The sequence below is a fragment of the Tardiphaga sp. 20_F10_N6_6 genome (assembly GCF_052076045.1).
GTDB lineage: Bacteria > Pseudomonadota > Alphaproteobacteria > Rhizobiales > Xanthobacteraceae > Tardiphaga > Tardiphaga robiniae.
Window position 1 is genome coordinate 2,365,956 of the sequence record NZ_CP197239.1, and the last position, 19,348, is coordinate 2,385,303.

16 protein-coding genes are annotated in these 19,348 nt (G+C 61.9%); 7 read left to right on the forward strand and 9 right to left on the reverse strand.

Features of this window, described 5'->3' with window-relative positions:
- Window positions 1-102: 102 nt before the first annotated feature.
- Entirely contained in the window at window positions 103-1,149 is a 1,047-nt protein-coding gene (locus AB7813_RS11550) for a hypothetical protein (protein ID WP_089265258.1), read from the reverse strand.
- Window positions 1,150-1,742: 593 nt separating this feature from the next.
- Between AB7813_RS11550 and AB7813_RS11555 the strand changes: the two genes are divergently transcribed.
- The 4 genes from AB7813_RS11555 to AB7813_RS11570 are packed head-to-tail and all read left to right on the forward strand — an operon-like array spanning window position 1,743 to window position 6,410.
- Window positions 1,743-3,311 carry an ABC transporter ATP-binding protein gene (locus AB7813_RS11555; RefSeq protein ID WP_439064542.1) on the forward strand — a complete coding sequence of 523 codons (1,569 nt, stop codon included), beginning with the start codon at window positions 1,743-1,745 and terminating at the stop codon, window positions 3,309-3,311.
- Window positions 3,295-4,386: an ABC transporter permease gene (locus AB7813_RS11560; protein ID WP_120291479.1), complete on the forward strand. Its 1,092-nt coding sequence runs from the start codon at window positions 3,295-3,297 to the stop codon at window positions 4,384-4,386. Before AB7813_RS11555 ends, AB7813_RS11560 begins: the two co-directional genes overlap by 17 nt.
- Complete coding sequence (locus AB7813_RS11565; RefSeq protein ID WP_439064544.1) at window positions 4,373-5,290, forward strand: ABC transporter permease; 918 nt, start codon at window positions 4,373-4,375, stop codon at window positions 5,288-5,290. Before AB7813_RS11560 ends, AB7813_RS11565 begins: the two co-directional genes overlap by 14 nt.
- A gap of 40 nt (window positions 5,291-5,330) precedes the next feature.
- On the forward strand, window positions 5,331-6,410 hold the full coding sequence (locus AB7813_RS11570; RefSeq protein WP_120291483.1) for a BMP family ABC transporter substrate-binding protein: 1,080 nt from the start codon (window positions 5,331-5,333) through the stop codon (window positions 6,408-6,410).
- A 184-nt stretch (window positions 6,411-6,594) separates the two neighbouring features.
- Here AB7813_RS11570 and AB7813_RS11575 read toward each other — a convergent pair whose 3' ends face one another.
- Window positions 6,595-7,944 (reverse strand): 8-oxoguanine deaminase, encoded by a 1,350-nt coding sequence (locus AB7813_RS11575; RefSeq protein WP_439083052.1) that lies wholly within the window; start codon window positions 7,942-7,944, stop codon window positions 6,595-6,597.
- A gap of 157 nt (window positions 7,945-8,101) precedes the next feature.
- Here AB7813_RS11575 and AB7813_RS11580 point away from each other — a divergent pair, with 157 nt between their 5' ends.
- Together AB7813_RS11580 and AB7813_RS11585 are read left to right on the forward strand one after the other, a co-directional pair.
- Window positions 8,102-8,923 (forward strand): FAD binding domain-containing protein, encoded by an 822-nt coding sequence (locus AB7813_RS11580; protein WP_439083050.1) that lies wholly within the window; start codon window positions 8,102-8,104, stop codon window positions 8,921-8,923.
- Window positions 8,920-11,526, forward strand: coding sequence for a molybdopterin-dependent oxidoreductase (locus tag AB7813_RS11585; protein ID WP_439083049.1), 2,607 nt, complete (start codon window positions 8,920-8,922; stop codon window positions 11,524-11,526). Before AB7813_RS11580 ends, AB7813_RS11585 begins: the two co-directional genes overlap by 4 nt.
- A 264-nt stretch (window positions 11,527-11,790) precedes the next feature.
- On the opposite strand, the gene pucL is transcribed toward AB7813_RS11585, so the two are convergent.
- A complete protein-coding gene (gene pucL / locus AB7813_RS11590) occupies window positions 11,791-12,630 on the reverse strand; it encodes a factor-independent urate hydroxylase (RefSeq protein ID WP_439083047.1) in 840 nt (279 codons plus the stop codon).
- Window positions 12,631-12,830: 200 nt separating this feature from the next.
- Between pucL and AB7813_RS11595 the strand changes: the two genes are divergently transcribed.
- Window positions 12,831-14,225: a nucleobase:cation symporter-2 family protein gene (locus AB7813_RS11595; RefSeq protein WP_441228091.1), complete on the forward strand. Its 1,395-nt coding sequence runs from the start codon at window positions 12,831-12,833 to the stop codon at window positions 14,223-14,225.
- A 141-nt stretch (window positions 14,226-14,366) separates the two neighbouring features.
- On the opposite strand, the gene AB7813_RS11600 is transcribed toward AB7813_RS11595, so the two are convergent.
- From AB7813_RS11600 to AB7813_RS11625, 6 genes are all read right to left on the reverse strand, one after another.
- On the reverse strand, window positions 14,367-15,140 hold the full coding sequence (locus AB7813_RS11600; protein ID WP_439064551.1) for a substrate-binding domain-containing protein: 774 nt from the start codon (window positions 15,138-15,140) through the stop codon (window positions 14,367-14,369).
- Window positions 15,141-15,382: 242 nt separating this feature from the next.
- Entirely contained in the window at window positions 15,383-16,270 is an 888-nt protein-coding gene (uraD, locus tag AB7813_RS11605) for a 2-oxo-4-hydroxy-4-carboxy-5-ureidoimidazoline decarboxylase (protein ID WP_439083045.1), read from the reverse strand.
- Window positions 16,271-16,294: 24 nt separating this feature from the next.
- Window positions 16,295-17,230 (reverse strand): allantoinase PuuE, encoded by a 936-nt coding sequence (gene puuE, locus AB7813_RS11610; RefSeq protein WP_439083043.1) that lies wholly within the window; start codon window positions 17,228-17,230, stop codon window positions 16,295-16,297.
- Complete coding sequence (locus AB7813_RS11615; protein WP_068735441.1) at window positions 17,230-17,643, reverse strand: DUF3830 family protein; 414 nt, start codon at window positions 17,641-17,643, stop codon at window positions 17,230-17,232. Before AB7813_RS11615 ends, puuE begins: the two co-directional genes overlap by 1 nt.
- A 962-nt stretch (window positions 17,644-18,605) precedes the next feature.
- On the reverse strand, window positions 18,606-18,776 hold the full coding sequence (locus AB7813_RS11620; protein ID WP_170849552.1) for a hypothetical protein: 171 nt from the start codon (window positions 18,774-18,776) through the stop codon (window positions 18,606-18,608).
- A 219-nt stretch (window positions 18,777-18,995) separates the two neighbouring features.
- A complete protein-coding gene (locus AB7813_RS11625; RefSeq protein ID WP_068734329.1) occupies window positions 18,996-19,238 on the reverse strand; it encodes a hypothetical protein in 243 nt (80 codons plus the stop codon).
- Between the last annotated feature and the right edge of the window lie 110 nt (window positions 19,239-19,348).

Here is a 19,348-nt window from a genome sequence, read left to right on the forward strand (position 1 = left end):
GCGCGCAGGAGCTTGCAAAAAACTGAAGGCGCCGCGAGGACATCGCGACGCCATCAGCCTGGAGATTGGCCTTGGAGAATTAGCCCCGGAAGTCAGCTCAGATCAGAACTTGACGGTGACGCCGGAATAGAGCGAGTCCTCGCGGCACGATCCGGGCGCAAACGTGGTGCACGGCAGGCTGGCATTCTCATCCAAGCCGAACTTGTTCCGCCAGAGCCGATAGGCCACCCACACGTCGACATTGTGAGTGTATTTCGGTCCCCAGATCGCCTTGCTGGCGTCGAAGGTCAGACGGATCGGTTCGGCGTTGATCTCCATCTTGGTTGCCGTGCCGATGATCTGGCCGTTCTCCGAACCTTTCGGCCCGTAGAAGCCTGCGCGGCCGCTGATCGCGAAATAATCCATGCTCGGCGGCAGGAAGCCGAGATCCATGTAGTAATTGAGTTCAACGGCCCAGGTCGGGTTGAACTGGCGGTTGCCATCGATGTTACAGGAGACGCCAGGAATCTGGCCGGGAGCCCCGGCATAACCACACTGCGTGAACGTGCTGCGATTGGCGAATTCGTAGTAGAACAACGGATTGACGTTGAAGAAGCCCTTGTAAGGCAGGTCGAAAGCGAATTGCAGACCGGTCACGACGTCGCGCTTGGATGCGGAGAAGAACCGATTTTCAGTGCTGCCATCCGCACCGATGACGAACGACACGTTGCGCAGCGGCCCCATCGAGAAGGCCTTGGTGTTGAAGACCTCGTTGAAGCCGATCGTGCTACGGATCAGGCCGTAGATTTCTGTTGCGCCTTCGCAGCCCGTGATCGGACGCAGCGGATCGGCGCACGGATTAGCCGGGCTGCTCTTACCCGCCTTTTCGAGACCGATGTTGAAGAAGTTGGTGCCGTAGGTCCACACGTCGAAGTGGGTGAAGGCGAAGACCTGCTTGGTGGTCTTGGCGGTGACGCCGGGATCGACCGCCCCCCACTGATAGGCATAGGTGAAACGGTTATCGATCAGCAGGAAGAACGGCAGATCCGGGATCGGCTTTGCCTTGACCGGCATGGCCGCCATGTCGGCGGCGCCTGCCGAGCCTGTCGGCACCATGGCTGTTAGCGACAGCAACGTCGCGGCTGCGATTGCGCGGAAACGATTGGCCATTGGAATTACCCCCACCTGTTGACAATGATTGCGTGCCTCTCGCGAGAGAGTTGTTGCAATCAGTCCGGGTGAGAAGCCTCAACTTTTTCCAATAGTTGCCACGGATTTCATCAGGGATGCCCAGTGAAATCAGTATTTTATGCTTGAAGCATCGTGTTTTCGGGATGGTGAAATGACGCCATGCGAGCGCGTGTAAGACAAGCGCTTAGAGACTGTAAAGATTGGTATTTTGCGACGTTCTGTCGCAGGTTTCCGTACGAAGCTCCGATGGTGAATTCACACTGTGATTCCGTGTTTGCACTGCAAGAAAATCACTGCCCAACTTCTCAACACACGAGAAAATCCGGATTCCGAATTCGTTGCACATGTACCAGAACTGCAACACTTCAGACCAAGTATACAATGCGAAAGTCGAATAAACGTCATTCAATCAATGAAAAGCCCGAGCCTTACGCGATTGCGTCGAGAGGAATCGCCCAAGAAAGCGATCCAGTCCAAAAATAAGGCAGACGCTGGCGCTTATTCGAGATTTACGCTGCATTCCAATCCGGCACACACTTGCCGCAAACCTCCTTTTCACGCGTGAGTAGCGAATGTTGGATTCGGGATCGGGACACGCGCGTATGGGGACGGTGCTTCTGCAGACCATTGGTCTGACCAAGCGCTATGGCAGTTTCCTCGCCAATGACGCCATCGACATCGCGATCCGTCCGCAGGAAATCCACGCGCTGCTCGGCGAGAACGGCGCCGGCAAATCCACGCTCGTCAAAACCATCCACGGCCTGATCCAGCCGAGCGAAGGCGAGATGCTCTGGCAGGGCGAGAAGATGGTGCTCGCCGGCCCGCATGATGCGCGCGCGCGCGGCATCGGCATGGTGTTCCAGCATTTCTCGCTGTTCGACAATCTCACTGTCGCCGAGAACGTTGCGCTCGGTCTCGACGGCAAGGAATCCTTCAAAGCGATGTCGGCGCGGCTCGAACAGGTGTCGCAGCAATATGGCCTGCCGCTCGATCCCAAGCGCGAGGTCTGGCAACTCTCGGTCGGCGAACGTCAGCGCATCGAGATCGTGCGCGTGCTGATGCAGAATCCGAAATTCCTGATCCTCGACGAGCCCACCGCCGTGCTGACGCCGCAGGAGGCCGATCAATTGTTTGTCGTGCTGGAGCGCCTGAAGTCGGAAGGCCGCGCGATCCTTTACATCAGCCACAAGCTGGACGAAGTGAAGCGGCTCTGCGACACCGCGACCATCCTGCGCGGCGGCAAGAAGATCTCGACCTGCCTGCCGCGCGAAGAAACTGCCGCATCACTGGCGCGCATGATGGTCGGCACCGAGATCAAGCAGGTGAAAGCCGCCGCCAACCGGCAGACGACGGTGCCACGGCTCGTGGTCAATGATCTCAGCCTCGCGCCCGACGAACCACATGGCGTGCATCTGAAAAACATCTCGCTGGAGCTGAAGGGCGGCGAGATCCTGGGGATCGCTGGCGTCGCCGGCAATGGGCAGGACGAGTTCTTCGCGGCGCTCTCCGGCGAGCGTCTCGCCAAAGATCCCGGCACCATTGTCATCGACGGTCACGCCGCCGGACATCTGTCGATCACCGCGCGCCGCAAGCTTGGCGCGGCCTTCGTGCCCGAAGAACGGCTCGGCCACGGCACCGCGCCGCGCATGCGCCTGTCGGAGAACGCGCTGCTCACCGGCCACGCCGCATCCGGCATGGTGCACAACGGTTTCATCAATACGGCGGCAACGCTCGCGACCGTCGATCGCGCCACCGAAAGTTTCGACGTCCGCAAGGCCAAGCGCGATCCAGAAGCCGCCAGCCTCTCCGGCGGCAACCTGCAGAAATTCATCGTCGGCCGCGAGATCCTGCGCAATCCCATCGTGCTGGTGGTCAGCCAGCCGACATGGGGCGTCGATGCCGGCGCTGCCGCCGTCATTCGTCAGGCGCTGCTCGATCTTGCCGCTGCGGGCGCGGCCATCCTCGTCACCAGTCAGGACCTTGACGAACTCGCTGACATCGCCGACCGCATCGCCGTGATGTTCCACGGCCGTCTCTCCGAGCCATTGATGACGGCAGATGCGGACAGGGAAACGCTGGGCTTGTTGATGGGCGGCAGCGCACTCACGCCAAAGGACGTGCCCGATGCAGTTGGTGCTTGAGAAGCGCGCGGAGCGATCGACCATCATCGCGCTGGTATCGCCTGTTATCGCCATCGGGCTCACCATCGTGACCATGAGCATCCTGTTCGTGATCATCGGCAAAAATCCGATCGCCGCGCTCAACGTCTATTTCATCACGCCGCTGACCGACGCCTATTCGCTGCAGGAGCTCGCGGTGAAAGCCGCGCCACTGGTGATGATCGCCATCGGCCTCTCGCTCTGTTATCTCGCCAATGTCTGGAACATCGGCGCGGAGGGACAGTTCCTCGTCGGTGCCGTGGCGGGCAGTTGGCTTGCGGTGAAGACCAACGGCACCGATGCCGGCGTCTGGGTCTTGCCGGCGATGCTGCTGCTCGGCGCCATCGCGGGCGCGCTCTATGCATTGATCCCGGCCTTCTGCAAGGTGCGCTTCGGCGCCAGCGAAATTCTGGTCAGTCTGATGCTGGTCTATGTGGCCGACCTGCTGCTCGATTATCTCGTCCGCGGCCCGTGGCGCGATCCCAAAGGGTTCAACTTCCCGACCACGGCCGAATTCGATCCGGTCGCCACCGTGCCCCTGCTGTTCGAGGGTGGACGGCTGCATCTCGGCGCGGTCATCGCGCTGGTGATCGTTGTTGCCGCTGCTGTCCTGCTCGGCCGCACCATCAAGGGCTTTGAAATTCGCGTGGTTGGCGCGGCACCGCGGGCGGCGCGCTTCGGCGGCTTCTCGTCGAACCAGCTGGTGCTGCTGACTTTCGCGATATCCGGCGCGCTGGCCGGCCTCGCGGGGATCATCGAGGTCGCCGGCCCCGTCGGTCATCTGCAGCCCGGCATCTCGCCCGGCTATGGCTTCACCGCGATCATCGTTGCATTTCTCGGACGGCTCAACCCGGTTGGAATACTAATTGCAGGGCTTTTCCTGGCGCTGACATTTATCGGCGGGGAGCAAGCGCAGATCGCTATGAAGATCCCACTCGATATCACCAAGGTGTTTCAGGGTATCCTGCTGTTCTATGTGCTCGCCTGCGACAGCCTGATCCTGTACCGGATCAAGCTCATCATGCCGCAGCGGAAGGTCGCCGATGGAGCTGCTTGAAGCCATCATCCTTGCCGTACTCGCGGCGTCGACACCGCTGCTGCTCGCCGCCTCCGGCGAGCTGCTGGTGGAGCGCGCCGGCGTGCTCAATCTCGGCGTCGAAGGCATGATGATCGTCGGCGCAGCCTGCGGCTTTGCTGGCGCCTGGGCCACCGGCTCGACATTCATCGGCGCGCTGTGCGGAATTCTCGCGGGCGTCGCGCTCTCATTGGTATTTGCACTGATGACGCTCGGCCTCGCCGTCAATCAGGTCGCCACGGGTCTCGCGCTCACAATCCTGGGCATCGGCGTGTCCGGCCTGATCGGCGCCGGCTTCGTCGGCGAGCGTATCGCCACCGCGCCGCGGCTGTACATTCCCGGCCTGACCACGCTCCCCTTCGTCGGCAAGATCCTGTTCGGCGAAGACGCCTTCGTCTATGTCTCGCTTGCGCTGATCATCGGCATGTCCTGGTTCCTCTATCGCACCCGGGCGGGGCTGGTCCTCCGCGCCATCGGCGACAATCACGTCTCCGCCCATGCGCTCGGTTATCCCGTGCTCAAGATCCGCACCCTCGCCGTGATGTTCGGCGGCGGCTGCGCGGGTCTGGCCGGCGCCTATCTGCCGCTGGCCTATACGCCGTTCTTCGTCCCCGGCATGACCGCCGGCCGCGGCTGGATCGCGCTGGCGCTGGTGGTATTCGCCTCATGGCTGCCGGGGCGCCTCGTAATTGGCGCCTATCTGTTCGGCGCGGTCTCGATCTTGCAACTGCATGCGCAGGGCTGGGGCGTCGGCGTGCCCTCGCAACTGATGTCCGCACTGCCCTATCTCGCAACCGTCGTCGTGCTGGTGTTGATCTCGCGCACCCGCAGCGGCGGCTCCACGGCGCCGGCAGCATTGGGCACGGTATTCGTGCCCGACCGCTAAAGACATTCTCGCAAGACTATCTCGCAAACAGGAGACGCGTATGAACAGGAAAGCACTTGCAGCCGCCGCCCTACTGCTGGCCACCGGCCTCGGATTGGGTGCAGCCGTCGCCGCCGACAAGCTGAAAGTCGGCTTCGTCTATATCGGCCCGGTCGGCGATTTCGGCTGGACCTATCAGCACGAAGTCGGCCGCCAGATGATCGTCAAGGAGTTCGGCGACAAGATCGAGACCACCTATCTCGAAAATGTCAGTGAGGGTCCGGACTCTGAGCGCTCCATCGAACAGCTCGCGCGCGCCGGCAACCAGCTCATCTTCACCACGTCGTTCGGCTACATGGACCCAACGCTCAAGGTCGCCAAGCGCAATCCCAAGGTGATGTTCGAACATGCCACTGGCTTCAAGCGCGACAAGAACATGTCGAGCTATTCCGGCCGGTTCTTTGAAGGCCGCTACATCCAGGGTCTGATCGCCGCCAAGATGTCGAAGAAGGGCGTGCTGGGCTATATCGGCTCGTTCCCGATCCCGGAAGTCATCTCGGGCATCAATGCGACCATGCTCGCCGCGCAGAAGATCAATCCGGACATCAAGATCAAGATCATCTGGGTCAACACCTGGTTCGATCCCGGCAAGGAAGCCGATGCCGCCAAGGCGCTGCTCGATCAGGGCGCCGACGTGATCATGCAGCACACCGACAGCCCGGCTGCGATGCAGGTCGCCTCCGAGCGCGGCGCCCTCGCCTTCGGCCAGGACTCCGACATGATCAAGTTCGGTCCCAAGACCCAGCTCACCGCGGTCACCAACAACTGGGGCCCGTATTACGTCGAGCGCGTCAAGGCGGCCCTCGATGGCACCTGGAAGTCGGAAGACACCTGGGCCGGCCTGAAAGAGAAGATGGTCGTGATGGCGCCCTATACCAACATGCCGGATGACGTGAAGAAGATGGCGATGGACACCGAAGCCGCCATCATCGCCGGCACGCTTAAGCCGTTCAAATGCCCGATCATGGGACAAGACGGCAAGGAAGTGGAATGCAAGGGCGGCGATGCCCTCGACCCCGGCCAGGTGCTCGGCATGAACTTCTATGTGAAGGGTATCGACGACAAGATTCCGGGGAAGTAACGAGCGAATAGCCGCACAATGAACGCCGTCGTCCCCTCCCCCCTTGCGGGGGAGGGTTAGGGAGGGGGCGGCAGCAGGTGCGTTCAGAGTTTGTGGCACCACCCTCTCCAACTCTCCCCCGCAAGGGGGGAGAGGGCAGGCCGCAGCGCGTTGAAGCGTTCGCGCAATACCTCTGCGGAAGTTATCACCCCGCCTGCATCGCCTTCGCCGCCGCGCCGTGTCGGCGGATCAGATCCGCGATATCCAGCCCCGGGATCGCACCGTCGATCACGCGCCATGCGCCGCCCACCATCACGCGGTCCGCACGATGCGCACCGCACAACACCAGCGCCGCCAGGGGATCGCCATGGCCGGAGAAGCGCAGCTCGTCGAGTTTGAACAGCGCGAGATCGGCCATTTTGCCGACCGCGATCTCGCCGAGCTCCGGCCGCCCCACACAGGCCGCCGAGCCTTTCGTCGCCCAGCGCAATGCATCCTTGTGACTGACGCGCCCGACGCCGTAACGCGCCCGCTGCAGCAGAAATGCCGCGCGCACTTCCTGCATCAGATTCGATCCGTCATTCGACGCCGAACCATCGACGCCGAGGCCGATGCCGACGCCGGCATCCTCCATCTCGCAGACCGGGCAGCAGCCAGAGGCCAATAGCTGATTGCTGCAGGAGCAATGACTGATGGTAGTCCCGGCCTTGCCGAGCCGCAGCATTTCCGCCCCGTTGAAATGAATGCCATGCGCCAGCCAGGTGCGTTTATTCAGCCAGCCGGTCTGCTCCAGATAATCCAGCGGACGGCAGCCATAGATCTCCTCGCAATAGCGGTTCTCGTCCTCGGTCTCGCCGAGATGCGTATGCAGCCGCACATCGAGCTTGTCGGCCAGCGCGGCGGTCGAGGCCATCAGGGAGGTCGTCACCGAGAATGGCGAACACGGCGCCAATGCGATCTGCACCATCGCGTCCTCGCCGCGCTGATGGAATGTCGCCACCACACGTTCGCTATCGGCGAGGATCGTGTCCTCGTCCTGCACCACCGAGTCCGGCGGCAGACCGCCGTCGCGCTGCGAGCGGTTCATCGATCCCCGCGTCAGCAGCACGCGCATGCCGAGCCGCTGCGCCACCGCGACCTCGATATCGACGGACGCTTCGAGCCCCGCCGGAAACACATAGTGGTGATCGGTGGTCGTGGTGCAGCCCGACAGCAACAATTCCGACATCGCCACACTGACGCCGAGATGGAGATTCTCGGGCGTCAGCCGCGCCCAGACCGGATAGAGCGCCTGCAGCCAGGGAAACAGCTCGCGATTCAGCGCCGCCGGCAAGGCGCGCGTGAGCGTCTGATAGAAATGGTGATGCGTATTGATCAGCCCCGGCAGCACCACATGGGCGCTGGCATCATAGGTCGCGATATCCGCCGTGGCCGGCTGGCCGCCGGCCGGCACCAGTTCGACAATCCGACCGTTCTTGACGACAATGCCGCGCTCGGCACCCTCGGCGAAAATGCCGAGCGGATCCTTGATCCAGGTGGCCTGCGTTTCTGTCATGGCTCATCTCCTTCGGTCCTGGACCCGACCTTGCAATTCAGGGACCAGCCACGAATACTTCGATTTGTTCTGCAATTGTCGGCGACTTGGCGTCGGTCTTGCAAGGTTCACAATGATACTTCAAGGGGTCATTGCCGAGTGAAAGCATAACCGCCCTATGGATTTGAATACGGTCACGTCCGTTGCCCGCCCCACGACGCGGGAACAGCTACCGACATGGAGTGCCGGGGATGCATGGCTCGCCGGGGGCACCTGGCTTTTCTCCGAACCACAGAGCCACCTGACGCGGCTGATCGACCTCACCGATCTCAAATGGCCGGCCCTTACCGTCACCGATAGTGAATTGCAGATCGCCGCGACCTGCACCGTGGCGCAACTGGACGCGCTGGCCTGCCCGCCCGACTGGATCGCATCGCCCCTGATCAATCAATGTTGCCGCGCCTTCCTCGCCTCCTTCAAGATCTGGAAGACCGCAACGGTCGGCGGCAATCTCTGCATGTCGCTGCCGGCGGGCCCGATGATCGCGCTCACCGCCGCGCTCGATGGGGTCTGCACGATCTGGAAGGCCGATGGCAGCGCAAACACGATCGACGTCGTGGACTTCGTCACCGGCGATCAAAGCAATGTGCTGATGCCGGGTGATCTCCTGCGCAGCATTGCCATTCCTCTTGCAGCGTTCAAGCGCCGCTCTGCATTCAGGCAGATCTCGCTGACGCCGGTCGGGCGATCTGCTGCGCTGCTGATAGGAAGCCTTGATGAAGATGGCTTGCGGCTGACGATCACGGCATCGACGAAGCGTCCTGTCCGCATCGCGCTCCCAACACTTCCCGATGCCGATGCGCTCGAAGAGGCGATCCTCGACCGGATTCCGGACAATCTCTATCACGACGATGTTCACGGCAAGCCGGCCTGGCGCAAGCAGATGACGCTGCGGCTCGCGGAAGAAATCCGCGCCGAGCTGCAGGGCTTCAAGCCATGAGTTTCGAGATCAACGGCCACAGCTTTTCGCAGCAGCCGCAAGCCGGCCAATGCCTGCGTACCTTCCTGCGTCAGCTCGGCCGTTTCGGCGTCAAAAAGGGCTGCGATGCCGGCGATTGCGGCGCCTGCACCGTGCTCCTCGATGGCGAGCCAGTGCATAGCTGCATCATCCCGGCATTCCGCGCCGAAGGCCATGCCGTCACAACAATCGAAGGTCTCGCGCCCGAAGGCGGCATCCATCCGATGCAGCAGGCGTTCCTGGACGCACAGGGATTCCAGTGCGGCTTCTGCACATCCGGCATGATCGTGACCTGCGCGTCGCTCAATCAGGCACAGCGCGCCGATCTCGGAGCGTCATTGAAGGGCAATCTGTGTCGCTGCACAGGTTATCGCACGATCGAGGACGCACTCGACGGCAAGTCCAATGTGGAAGACGCCGAGCCCGGCAGCGCCTTCGGCCGCAGCCTGCCCGCGCCCGCTGGTCCCCAGGTGGTGATGGGCAAGGCGCGCTACACATTCGACGTCGTCATGGACGGCTTGCTGCATATCAAGATGCTGCGCTCACCACATCCGCATGCCCGCATCGTATCGATTGATTCATCAGCAGCGCGCGCCATGCCAGGTGTTCATGCGGTCCTGACCCATGCGGATGCGCCGGCCACTTTGTTCTCGACCGCGCGCCACGAGATCGATGCAATGGATCCCGAGGATACACGGATCCTTGACGACACCGTGCGCTTCATCGGCCAGAAAGTCGCCGCCGTGGTCGCGGACAGCGAAGCGATCGCCGAAGAAGCCTGCCGCCGCATCGACGTCGTCTATGACATCCTGCCCGCGGTGTTCGACCCCGCCACCGCCATCGCGCCTGGCGTGCCGGTCATTCACCCCGACAAGACGCCGGTGCATCGCGTCAGCAATGCTATCAGAAACATCGTCGCCGAAACGCACGGTGAATTCGGCGATGTCGCAGCGGCGCTGGCATCATCCGCCGTCACCTATGAGGGCACCTTCACCACGCAACGCGTGCAACACGGCCATCTCGAGACCCATGGCGGCATGGCCTGGCTCGATGTAGACGGCATCCTCAATATCCGCTCAAGCACGCAGACGCCATTCCTGACACGCCGCGCGCTGGCTCAGCTTTATGACCTTTCCTCCGACAAGGTCCGCGTGTTCTGCGAACGCGTCGGCGGCGGGTTCGGTGGCAAGCAGGAAATGTTCGTCGAGGACATTCTCGCGCTGGCCGCGCTCAAGACCGGCCGCCCGGTGAAATGGGAACTGACCCGCGAGGAACAATTCATCGCCACATCGACGCGGCATCCGATGCGCGTCACCGTGAAGGCCGGTGCGGACAAGGACGGCAAACTCACCGCGCTGCAGCTCGACGTACTCTCCAACACCGGCGCCTATGGCAATCACGCCGGCCCGGTGCTGTTTCACGCCTGCGGTGAATCACTCGGCGTCTATAACTGCGCCAACAAGAAGGTCGATGCCGTGGTCGCCTATACCAACACGGTGCCTGCGGGGGCATTTCGCGGCTACGGCCTGCCGCAAACGCTGTTCGCGGTGGAGGCCGCCATCGACGACCTTGCGAAACAGCTCGGTATCAGCCCGTATGATTTCCGCCGGCACAACGTCATCAAGCCTGGCGACCCCATGCTGTCACCCGCCGGCACGCACTACGACGATGTGCTGATCGGAAGTTACGGCCTTGACCAGTGCCTCGACCTCGTCGAGCGCGCGATGGAGATAGAGACCAAACACGATCTCGATGACGACTGGCTGATCGGCGACGGCATCGCGCTCACCATGATCGACACAGTGCCGCCGCAGGGCCACATCGCCGAAGTCGTCATCGCCAAACGCGATGACGGCGGTTACGATCTCACGGTCGGCACCGCCGAATTCGGCAACGGCACCGCGACGGTGCATCGGCAGATCGCCGCCACGACGCTCGGCTGCAGCGTCGAGCAGATTCATCTGCGCCAGTCCGATACGCGGAACGGCGGCCACGACACCGGCGCCTATGGCAGCGCCGGCACATTCGTCGCTGGCAAAGCCACCCATGACGCCGCGCAGAAGCTGGTGGCGGCGATGCAGGCGGACAGCAGCGTACGCAGCGCCACCGGAACCTCAGGCGGCACCCCACGTTCGGTCGCCTTCAACGTCCAGGGATTTCGCGTGGCGGTGAACAAGGGGACCGGCGCGATCAAGGTTCTCAAGAGCGTGCAGGCCGCGGACGCTGGCGCCGTCGCCAATCCGATGCAGCTCCGCGGCCAGATCGAAGGCGGCGTCGCGCAGTCGCTGGGGGCCACGCTCTATGAGGAGATGGTGATCGACGACCGCGGCCGCGTCGTCAATCCGAAATTCCGCGACTATCATCTGCCGTCCTTCGCCGATCTGCCGCGCACCGAGGTGTATTTCGCCGACACCTATGATGCGATCGGGCCATTGGGTGCGAAGTCGATGAGCGAAAGCCCCTACAATCCCGTCGCGGCCGCCATGGGCAACGCACTGTTCGACGCCACCGGCATCCGGTTTACGCAGGTGCCATTCAAGCCGGATCGAATTTTTCCGGAATTGCAGAAGAAGTTTGGGAAGTAGCCGACGTCAGTAGAGGTGTCGTCCCCGCGAAGGCGGGGACCCATAGCCACGATCGTTGAAATAGGAGCGGCAGAGCTACGACCACATCGCTTTAAACAGATCCCTGGTGTTTATGGATCCCCGCCCCGCGCACGCCTTCGGCGTGCTAGGCGGGGATGACATCCGGACATGTGCCCTGCCCCTCACCCGCCGCGAAGACGCGGCGACCTCTCTCCGCCTAGCGAAGCTTCGCTTCGCGTGGGAGCGGGGAGAGGTTAAGCAAAACTACCCCCGCCCCACCGTGCATTCGATCTGCCCGTGCGGCTCATCCGTCGGCAGGAACACGTCGTTGTTGTTGTCGAGACCAAAGGCCGAGAGATTCATCAGGATATAGTGGATGTTCGGACAGGCCATGCTGATCTCGGAAATTTCCGGCACAGCGGCCAGCACCTTCTCGCCCATACGATACAGACTGTTCTGCACGCTCGGACTATAGGTCGTCGCGAATTCCTTCAACAGCGTGTCGAGAATTTTCTTGTTGGTCGCCGGATAGCTCGCCGGCTTGCCGGACCATGTCCACGACGCCACCATCGACGTCGCACAGATGCGGTCATTGGTCGGCTGGATCGTGGAATATTTGTCCGTGTAGTAGTTCTCCCAGCCCGACTGGGTCGACTTCATGAAGGTGAAACCGTCAAGGCCCGAGCTCATGGTCATGCCATCGCGCGTCGCGACAATCTCGACAGTGGGCTTGCCGTTACTGTCGAGCAGGAATGCGTGCGGGTGTAGTTCACCGTCGACAGCCAGCCGGGCCCACTTGGTTTCATGCGCGGTGATGCTGACGGAACTGGCCTGCGGATACAGGTCGAGATAGCGTTTCGCCAATACCTGGCAGAACTCCTCTGTCGAGAGCGCGGTATTCTCGCGCGCCACCACATTGACGATGTTCTTGATCGTGTCCGTGGAGGTCGAGGTGGAGTTGTCGGCCTCGGTATAGGCGCGGCCGAAATCGCCTTCCAGCATCGCCTTGATGCTGAGCTGGCTGACATCCTGCTTGTCGCCGTCGCGATGGATCCGCATGATGCGGACACGGCCTTTTCCATATCTGTTCTTGATGAGCGGCACGCGCGACCTCCGGTCTGTGTTGGCGACCAGAGAACCTCGGTCGCCGGGCAATATATTCAGCAATGCTCACTTTCGAGCAACCTTCGTGCCACCGGCCACTCATCAACCTCGAAATGGCTTTCAGCGGCGTCTGGCACGAGGCTTGTATCTGACGATCATAATGCCACGATATTTCATCACCTAAGCAAGGGGCTAGATCAATGACAGAGAGCGTCCATCCCGTCGACGAGGTCCTCCCGACCCCGCGCCTGCTCGCGCTGGGCCTGCAGCATGTGCTGGTGATGTATGCCGGCGCGGTCGCGGTGCCGCTCATTATCGGCCGTGCCCTGAAGCTGCCGCCGCGGGACGTCGCCTTCCTGATCTCCGCCGACCTGTTCGCCTGCGGCCTGGCCACGCTGGTCCAGTGTATCGGCTTTCCCGGCGTCGGCATCCGCCTGCCTGTCATGATGGGCGTCACTTTCGCCTCGGTCGGCCCGATGCTGTCGATGGCCACCGCCCCGGAGATCGGCCTGCTCGGCATCTATGGCTCGGTCATCGCTGCCGGAATCTTCGGCATCCTTGTCGCGCCTTTCATCAGCCGGCTGCTGCCGCTGTTTCCACCGGTGGTCACCGGCACCATCATCATGGTGATCGGCATCTCCCTGATGCGCGTTGGTATCAACTGGGCTGGTGGCGGACTACCCATGTTCACAAAGATGATCGATGGCGTTCCGCACACGTTCCCCAATCCGGCTTACGGCCAGTTGCAGGGGCTCGGCATCGCGCTGTTCGTGCTGGTCGTGATCCTTGCTTTGATCAAATGGGGCACCGGCTTTCTGTCCAACGTCTCGGTGCTGCTCGGCATCATCGCGGGCGCGATCCTTGCCAGCGTGCTCGGCGTGATGCATTTCGACAAGGTCGGCACTGCCGGCTGGGTCGACATCGTGCTGCCGTTCCATTTCGGCATGCCGCAATTCCATCTCGTGCCCATCGTCACCATGTGCATCGTGATGATCGTGGTGATGATCGAGTCCCTCGGCATGTTTCTGGCGCTCGGTGAAATGACCGACAGCAAGGTCGACCGCGATGCGCTCACCAAGGGCTTGCGCGCCGATGGCGTCGGCACCTTCCTTGGCGGCATCTTCAACACCTTCCCCTACACCTCGTTCTCGCAGAATGTCGGCCTTGTCGGCGTCACCGGCGTGCGCTCGCGCTGGGTCACCATCGCCGGCGGCGGCATCATGCTGGTGCTCGGCCTGCTGCCGAAGATGGCAGCCTTGGTGGAGTCGGTGCCGCAGGTGGTGCTTGGCGGCGCCGGCCTCGTGATGTTCGGCATGGTCGCCGCGACCGGCGCGCACATCCTCACCGCGGTGGACTTCAAGACCAACCAGCGCAACCTGTTCGTGGTCGCCATCTCCGTCGGCTTCGGCATGATCCCGCTGGTGTCGCCGAATTTCTTCAAGGCGCTGCCGCACGACCTGCATCCGCTGCTGGAGTCGGGCATCCTGCTTTGCGCGCTGGTGGCCGTGATCCTGAACGCGTTCTTCAATGGCGTCAGCAGTGCCGAGACCGCAAAGGCGGAAGCGGCGGGCGTGGCTGCGGCTGCGACGCATTGAAAAGATCAGGGCCAAACACTCCGCCCTCATCCTGAGGAGCCGCGCATCTTGCGCGGCGTCTCGAAGGATGGCCGCCAACTCATGGTTCGAGACGCGCGCCAAGAGGCACGCTCCTCACCATGAGGGACGGAGTGAGAGCGTCTACTTCACCTTGGGCTCGAGCCCGCTGGCCACGATCACAGGGGCGGCCTGCTTCGAGGACAGAAACGCGATCAGCGCCTTGCCGGCATCGGGCTGCGGCGCATTGCTCGCGAGCCCCGCCGAGAACACCGTGATCTTCTGCAGCTCCGCCGGCAGCGGGCCGACGATCTCGATGCCCTTGACCGGCTTCAATTCGCTGATCTGCTGAAAACCGATCTCCGCCTCGCCCCTGGCGACGATCTCGCCGACCGGCGTCGCCGGGATCTTGCGCGCCTTGTCCTTCATGGCGTCGGCAATGCCGAGCTTCTCGAACATCTCCTTGCTGACATACACACCGCTGGCGCTGTCCGAATAGGCCACGGTCCGCGTCTTCAGCAGCGCGACCTTCAGCGTATCCGCCGAGGACAGGTCCGGCTTCGGCGCGCCCTCCTTCACCGCCACGCCGATCGGCGAATCCGCGAGATCGACGCGGCTGTCGGCGACCACCTTGCCCTTGCTGATGAGATCGCCCAGCGCATAGCCCACCATGATCAGCACATCGGCCGGCTCGCCGCGCGCCAGCCGCATCGGGATCGCCTGCGGCGTCTCGCCCATCGACGGCCCATAGGCCGTGACGACCGTATTGCCCGTTGCCTTCTCGAACTGCGGCACCAGTTCCTTGTAGGCTGCCGTGAAGCCGCCGGAGATCATCACATGGACTTCGGAGGCGAAGGCGCTGGCCGTGGCGATGGATGTGAATGCCGCGACCAGCAGCAGGCGATTGATGCCACGCATGACGTTCTCCCTGATTTTTGTTTTGTGATGAGACGACCGATTTGGGTCGAATGTAGGATGGCGCGATTGCGAAACTCTCAGTCGTCATGGCTGGGCTTGTCCCGGCCATCCACGTCTGAACTCCGTCCTCATCCTGAGGAGCGCGTTCTTCACGCGCGTCTCGAAGGATGTGCGTAATACTCTTCATGGTTCGAGACGCGCGCCAAGTGGCGCGCTCCTCACCATGAGGCATCGCGCCCCGCTCAGCTCCCGCGATACGTCCCATAGCTCCACGGCGTCACCAGCAGCGGCACGTGGAGATGGCCTTCGGGTTCATAGACCGAAAAGCGCAGCGGGATCTCGTCGAGGAACGGCGGATCGGACATCGGCACGCCACGCTCCGCAAAATAGCTACCGACCTTGAAGGTCAGTTCATAGCGTCCGATCGGCACCGGCCTGCCGCCGATCAGCGGCACATCGGTGCGGCCGTCGTGATTGGTCAGCGTGCGCGCAATCACGCGGCTGACGCCAAGCTTCGACAATTCGACAAGCTCGACCGAAATCCCGGCCGCAGGTCTGCCGCTATGGGTATCGAGCACATGGGTCGAGAGCCGGCCATGCATCTGCAGGCGATCTGGCCCGTCGACCAAAAGATCGGTACGCAGCGCCGCGATCTTGCAGATTTCGGCGACCGATGCGGTGACCTCGGCGGCCGGGTCGTTCGGCAACCGCTTCTCGAAATCCGCCAGGATCGAATCCTTGGTGTGGCGGCGAACGCAGACGATATACGGGAAGCCGAACTTCGCACGATAGGCATTGTTGACGCGATCGAAGGCGGCATATTCGGCCTCCGACAGCCGGTCGAGCCCGACGCTGTTCTGCTCGGCATTGGATTCCGCCGTCAGGAGATCGCCGCGTTGCGTTTTATCGGCGAGATCCGGATGCGCCTTGATCAGCGCCAGCCGCTGACCTGCAGCCGCCTCCTCCACCACCTTGCGCATCGCGGCGAACAACTGCTTCACGCCCGCGAAGGGCCTGCTCTCCGCCGCCTTCTCCGCGATCCACGGCGAATACTCGAAAATATTCGCCAGCGCCGCGACGAAATCCGCTTTGCTGCAGGCGTTGAGTTCGTCGAGCGTCTTCTCTGTCATGACAGGGCTTATCCCAATCCTGGTCTATCCGATGGCACGAGCATCGGAGGCAAGATGTTTCAGATTGGCGTGCCAGTGCTCGGCGATATCAAGACGCGTCGGCACCCAGACGCGCTCGTGGCTCGCGATGTAATCGAGGAACCGCATCAGCGACGCCGCACGTCCAGGCCGCCCGACGACGCGGCAATGCAGGCCCACGGTCATCATCTTCGGCGACGTCGCGCCTTCGGCATACAGCACATCGAACGAATCCTTCAGGTAGGTGAAGAACTCGTCGCCGCCACCAAAACCTTGCGGATTGACGAAACGCATGTCATTGGCATCGAGCGTATAGGGAATGATGAGCTGCGGTTCGCTGGGTCCCTTGATCCAGTATGGCAGATCGTCGGCATAACTATCGCACAGATACTTGAAACCACCGGCTTCCATCAGCAGGCGAATGGTGTTGATCGAACTGCGGCCGGTGTACCAGCCGGTCGGGCGCGCGCCGGTCGCCTCGGTATGCACGCGGATCGCCTCGGCAATCTCGAAGCGCTCCTCGGGCTCCGACATATCCTTGTGCTCGATCCACTTCAGACTGTGGCTGGCGATATCCCATTTCGCCTCCTGCATCGCTGCGACGATTTCGGGATTGCGTTGCAGCGCTGTCGCGACGCCGAACACCGTGGTCGGCATATTGCGTTCGGTGAACATCCGCCACAGCCGCCAGAAGCCGGCGCGCGAGCCATATTCGAACATGGATTCGATATTGGCATGACGCTGGCCCGGCCAGGGCTGCGCCCCCAGTACGTCCGAGAGGAACGCTTCCGAGGCGCGGTCGCCATGCAGGATGTTGTTCTCGCCGCCCTCTTCGAAATTGACCACGAATTGCACCGCGACGCGGGCGCCATCCGGCCATTTCGGATCGGGCGGTGTGCGGCCGTAGCCGCGGAGATCGCGGGGATACTGGCCTGAGGTCATCACACCATCTCGAAACGGACGGGTTGCGCACCCTTCCAGAGCACGGTCTTACCCATCTCTTTCAGATTTTCGAGATTCGAGGTCAGCGTAATGAAATGGTTGCCGGCCAGTTGGCCCATCTTGCTGGCAAAATGTACGCCGCTATAGGCCAGCAGGATCTCGGTCTCGCTGATACCGCCCGGATACAGGATGATGTGGCCCGGCGCCGGAAAGCTGGTGTGGTTCTCATACGGCACGCCGAAATCGAGATCGCCAAGCGGCATCCAGACGCCCTCGCCGCTCCAGCGCACATGGATCGCCTGGCTGACAAACGGCATCGCCTTCTTGAAGGCGGCGACGGTCTTGGGGGCGTCCTTCTCCTCGAACTTCGCGTCGAAGGTGAAGTCGCCGACATGGACTTTGAGCTGGCTCATCCGTGGAATCTCGTAATTGGAGTGACTGACAGTGATCCATCCAGATTGCAGCAGAGGGCGAAAGAAGCAAGCCGCAGTTTTCGGCGGTCCAACACCGTCATTCCGGGGCACGCCAATTGGCGTGTCGGAGGGCGAGGTTTCGGCGCAGCCGAGAGTGCGAACTTGGCCTCCCGACCCACTCTCGTCATTCCGGGGCGCGGCCGGCACTTGCCGGACGCGAACCCGGAATCTCAGAGAGTTTTGCGCTGAACAGGTCGAGATTCCCCGCCACTCGAATTGGAGTGGCTGAGGTTCGTCTGCGCGAAGGCGCGCAGCCGCCCCGGAATGACAGTTTGGAGCGGTAAGACAGCGCCAAACATATTTTCCTATCTTTCATTGACAATATCCCTTCCTGGATTATATTCTCTCGCGTCCGGCCCCGATGAGAGGGGCGAGCGCGATCGTCACGTTCGCGGAGCTGGATGCGGTGGACGCCGGAGATGCGGCGTTACGCGGTTTGGGGGTGACGTCTGTCTTCGGGCGGACGGATCTGCGCCAGCACTGCCACTGGCAAGGAGACGGCCGGCCTTCGGATGGAAAGACTCTCTGGACAGTGTGACGGACGACCAAGTCAAAACGTGTCCGGCCTATTCGCTTGAGGCTCCCTTCCCATCGCCTTGGGACTTTAATTCGCGATCGGAGCGTTCGTCGAGGCAAAGTGCAAGCAACCGAAAAAACACCGCAGGCGGAACGTCGGGCACTCGCTCGTGCTTCCGAAAGTCCTGATGCACTCTAAATTGCGGAGTACCGCATCGGCATCAGGCCCAAGGGTGCAACGGGCACCCGGCGTTCCGCACGCCCTCTCACAAGGGGGCGAGGTGGGAATGCTCATAGCTCGGACACGCAAGCGCCGCGAGAATGCGAACGCATGTTTTCAGGACAGTGGCTGTTTGAAATTTGAATCCTGCAATGATGCGCTGCCGCTATCGTTCATCACTCAGCGGTGGCTTGAACGTCAGCGGTGATTCCATCGCACGCTGCCTCGCGCGATCCACGGCCTGTGCAAAATCCTGCGCATCGAACCACGGCTCATCGCGCATCAACGCATCCAGATCCTCGTTCCAGATCTGCGATACTTCGATATCGAACTTCATATTGTGCTTCTGGCTGACAGCCTGAATTCCATAGCCAGTCACGGCCCATTGCTTGCCGAGCCAAAACACATCCCGATGCAGCACCACGTCTACGCCCAATCTCGTCCGGTATCGTACAGAGACGAAAAGAACCCCAACCTGATGAGGGTGAGGCTCTACTGAACCGGTCTAGTCCATCAAATTTTAGCAACATCGTCCAGCGTTGAGAACAACGCCGATCTAGATGCGACCATTCTCGTTCGGCGGCTGTGGATGCTGCGCCTTCTGCGCCCGTTCCGCATCGGCCTTGTTGGCCTCGTGGCGTCCGATCACGCACCCCGCAACGACGCCAACCTTGCCATGTCCTGCATAGTGGCCGGCGATTCCGCCAATGATCGCGCCTTTGATACAGCCTTTCGCCTCGGCCGCAACCGATGAAAACGCGAGACCCGCAACCGCAGTGCAAAGCAGCAATTTCTTCATGATAACTCTCCCGCGTGATCGACCTCGTACAAGTCGCCACCCCGCGTTTCGTTCCATCAGTTGAAATATCGCCGACTCACACTCGCATCCGATTCGTGCCATAGATGTCG

What these genes read in the sequence shown, in the direction of transcription:
- AB7813_RS11550 (WP_089265258.1), bottom strand. Translation starts at nt 1,149, where the DNA reads ATGGCCAATCGTTTCCGCGCAATCGCAGCCGCGACGTTGCTGTCGCTA.
- AB7813_RS11555 (WP_439064542.1), top strand. Translation starts at nt 1,743, where the DNA reads ATGTTGGATTCGGGATCGGGACACGCGCGTATGGGGACGGTGCTTCTG.
- AB7813_RS11560 (WP_120291479.1), top strand. Translation starts at nt 3,295, where the DNA reads ATGCAGTTGGTGCTTGAGAAGCGCGCGGAGCGATCGACCATCATCGCG.
- AB7813_RS11565 (WP_439064544.1), top strand. Translation starts at nt 4,373, where the DNA reads ATGGAGCTGCTTGAAGCCATCATCCTTGCCGTACTCGCGGCGTCGACA.
- AB7813_RS11570 (WP_120291483.1), top strand. Translation starts at nt 5,331, where the DNA reads ATGAACAGGAAAGCACTTGCAGCCGCCGCCCTACTGCTGGCCACCGGC.
- AB7813_RS11575 (WP_439083052.1), bottom strand. Translation starts at nt 7,944, where the DNA reads ATGACAGAAACGCAGGCCACCTGGATCAAGGATCCGCTCGGCATTTTC.
- AB7813_RS11580 (WP_439083050.1), top strand. Translation starts at nt 8,102, where the DNA reads ATGGATTTGAATACGGTCACGTCCGTTGCCCGCCCCACGACGCGGGAA.
- AB7813_RS11585 (WP_439083049.1), top strand. Translation starts at nt 8,920, where the DNA reads ATGAGTTTCGAGATCAACGGCCACAGCTTTTCGCAGCAGCCGCAAGCC.
- AB7813_RS11595 (WP_441228091.1), top strand. Translation starts at nt 12,831, where the DNA reads ATGACAGAGAGCGTCCATCCCGTCGACGAGGTCCTCCCGACCCCGCGC.
- AB7813_RS11600 (WP_439064551.1), bottom strand. Translation starts at nt 15,140, where the DNA reads ATGCGTGGCATCAATCGCCTGCTGCTGGTCGCGGCATTCACATCCATC.
- uraD (WP_439083045.1), bottom strand. Translation starts at nt 16,270, where the DNA reads ATGACAGAGAAGACGCTCGACGAACTCAACGCCTGCAGCAAAGCGGAT.
- puuE (WP_439083043.1), bottom strand. Translation starts at nt 17,230, where the DNA reads ATGACCTCAGGCCAGTATCCCCGCGATCTCCGCGGCTACGGCCGCACA.
- AB7813_RS11615 (WP_068735441.1), bottom strand. Translation starts at nt 17,643, where the DNA reads ATGAGCCAGCTCAAAGTCCATGTCGGCGACTTCACCTTCGACGCGAAG.
- AB7813_RS11620 (WP_170849552.1), bottom strand. Translation starts at nt 18,776, where the DNA reads ATGAAGTTCGATATCGAAGTATCGCAGATCTGGAACGAGGATCTGGAT.
- AB7813_RS11625 (WP_068734329.1), bottom strand. Translation starts at nt 19,238, where the DNA reads ATGAAGAAATTGCTGCTTTGCACTGCGGTTGCGGGTCTCGCGTTTTCA.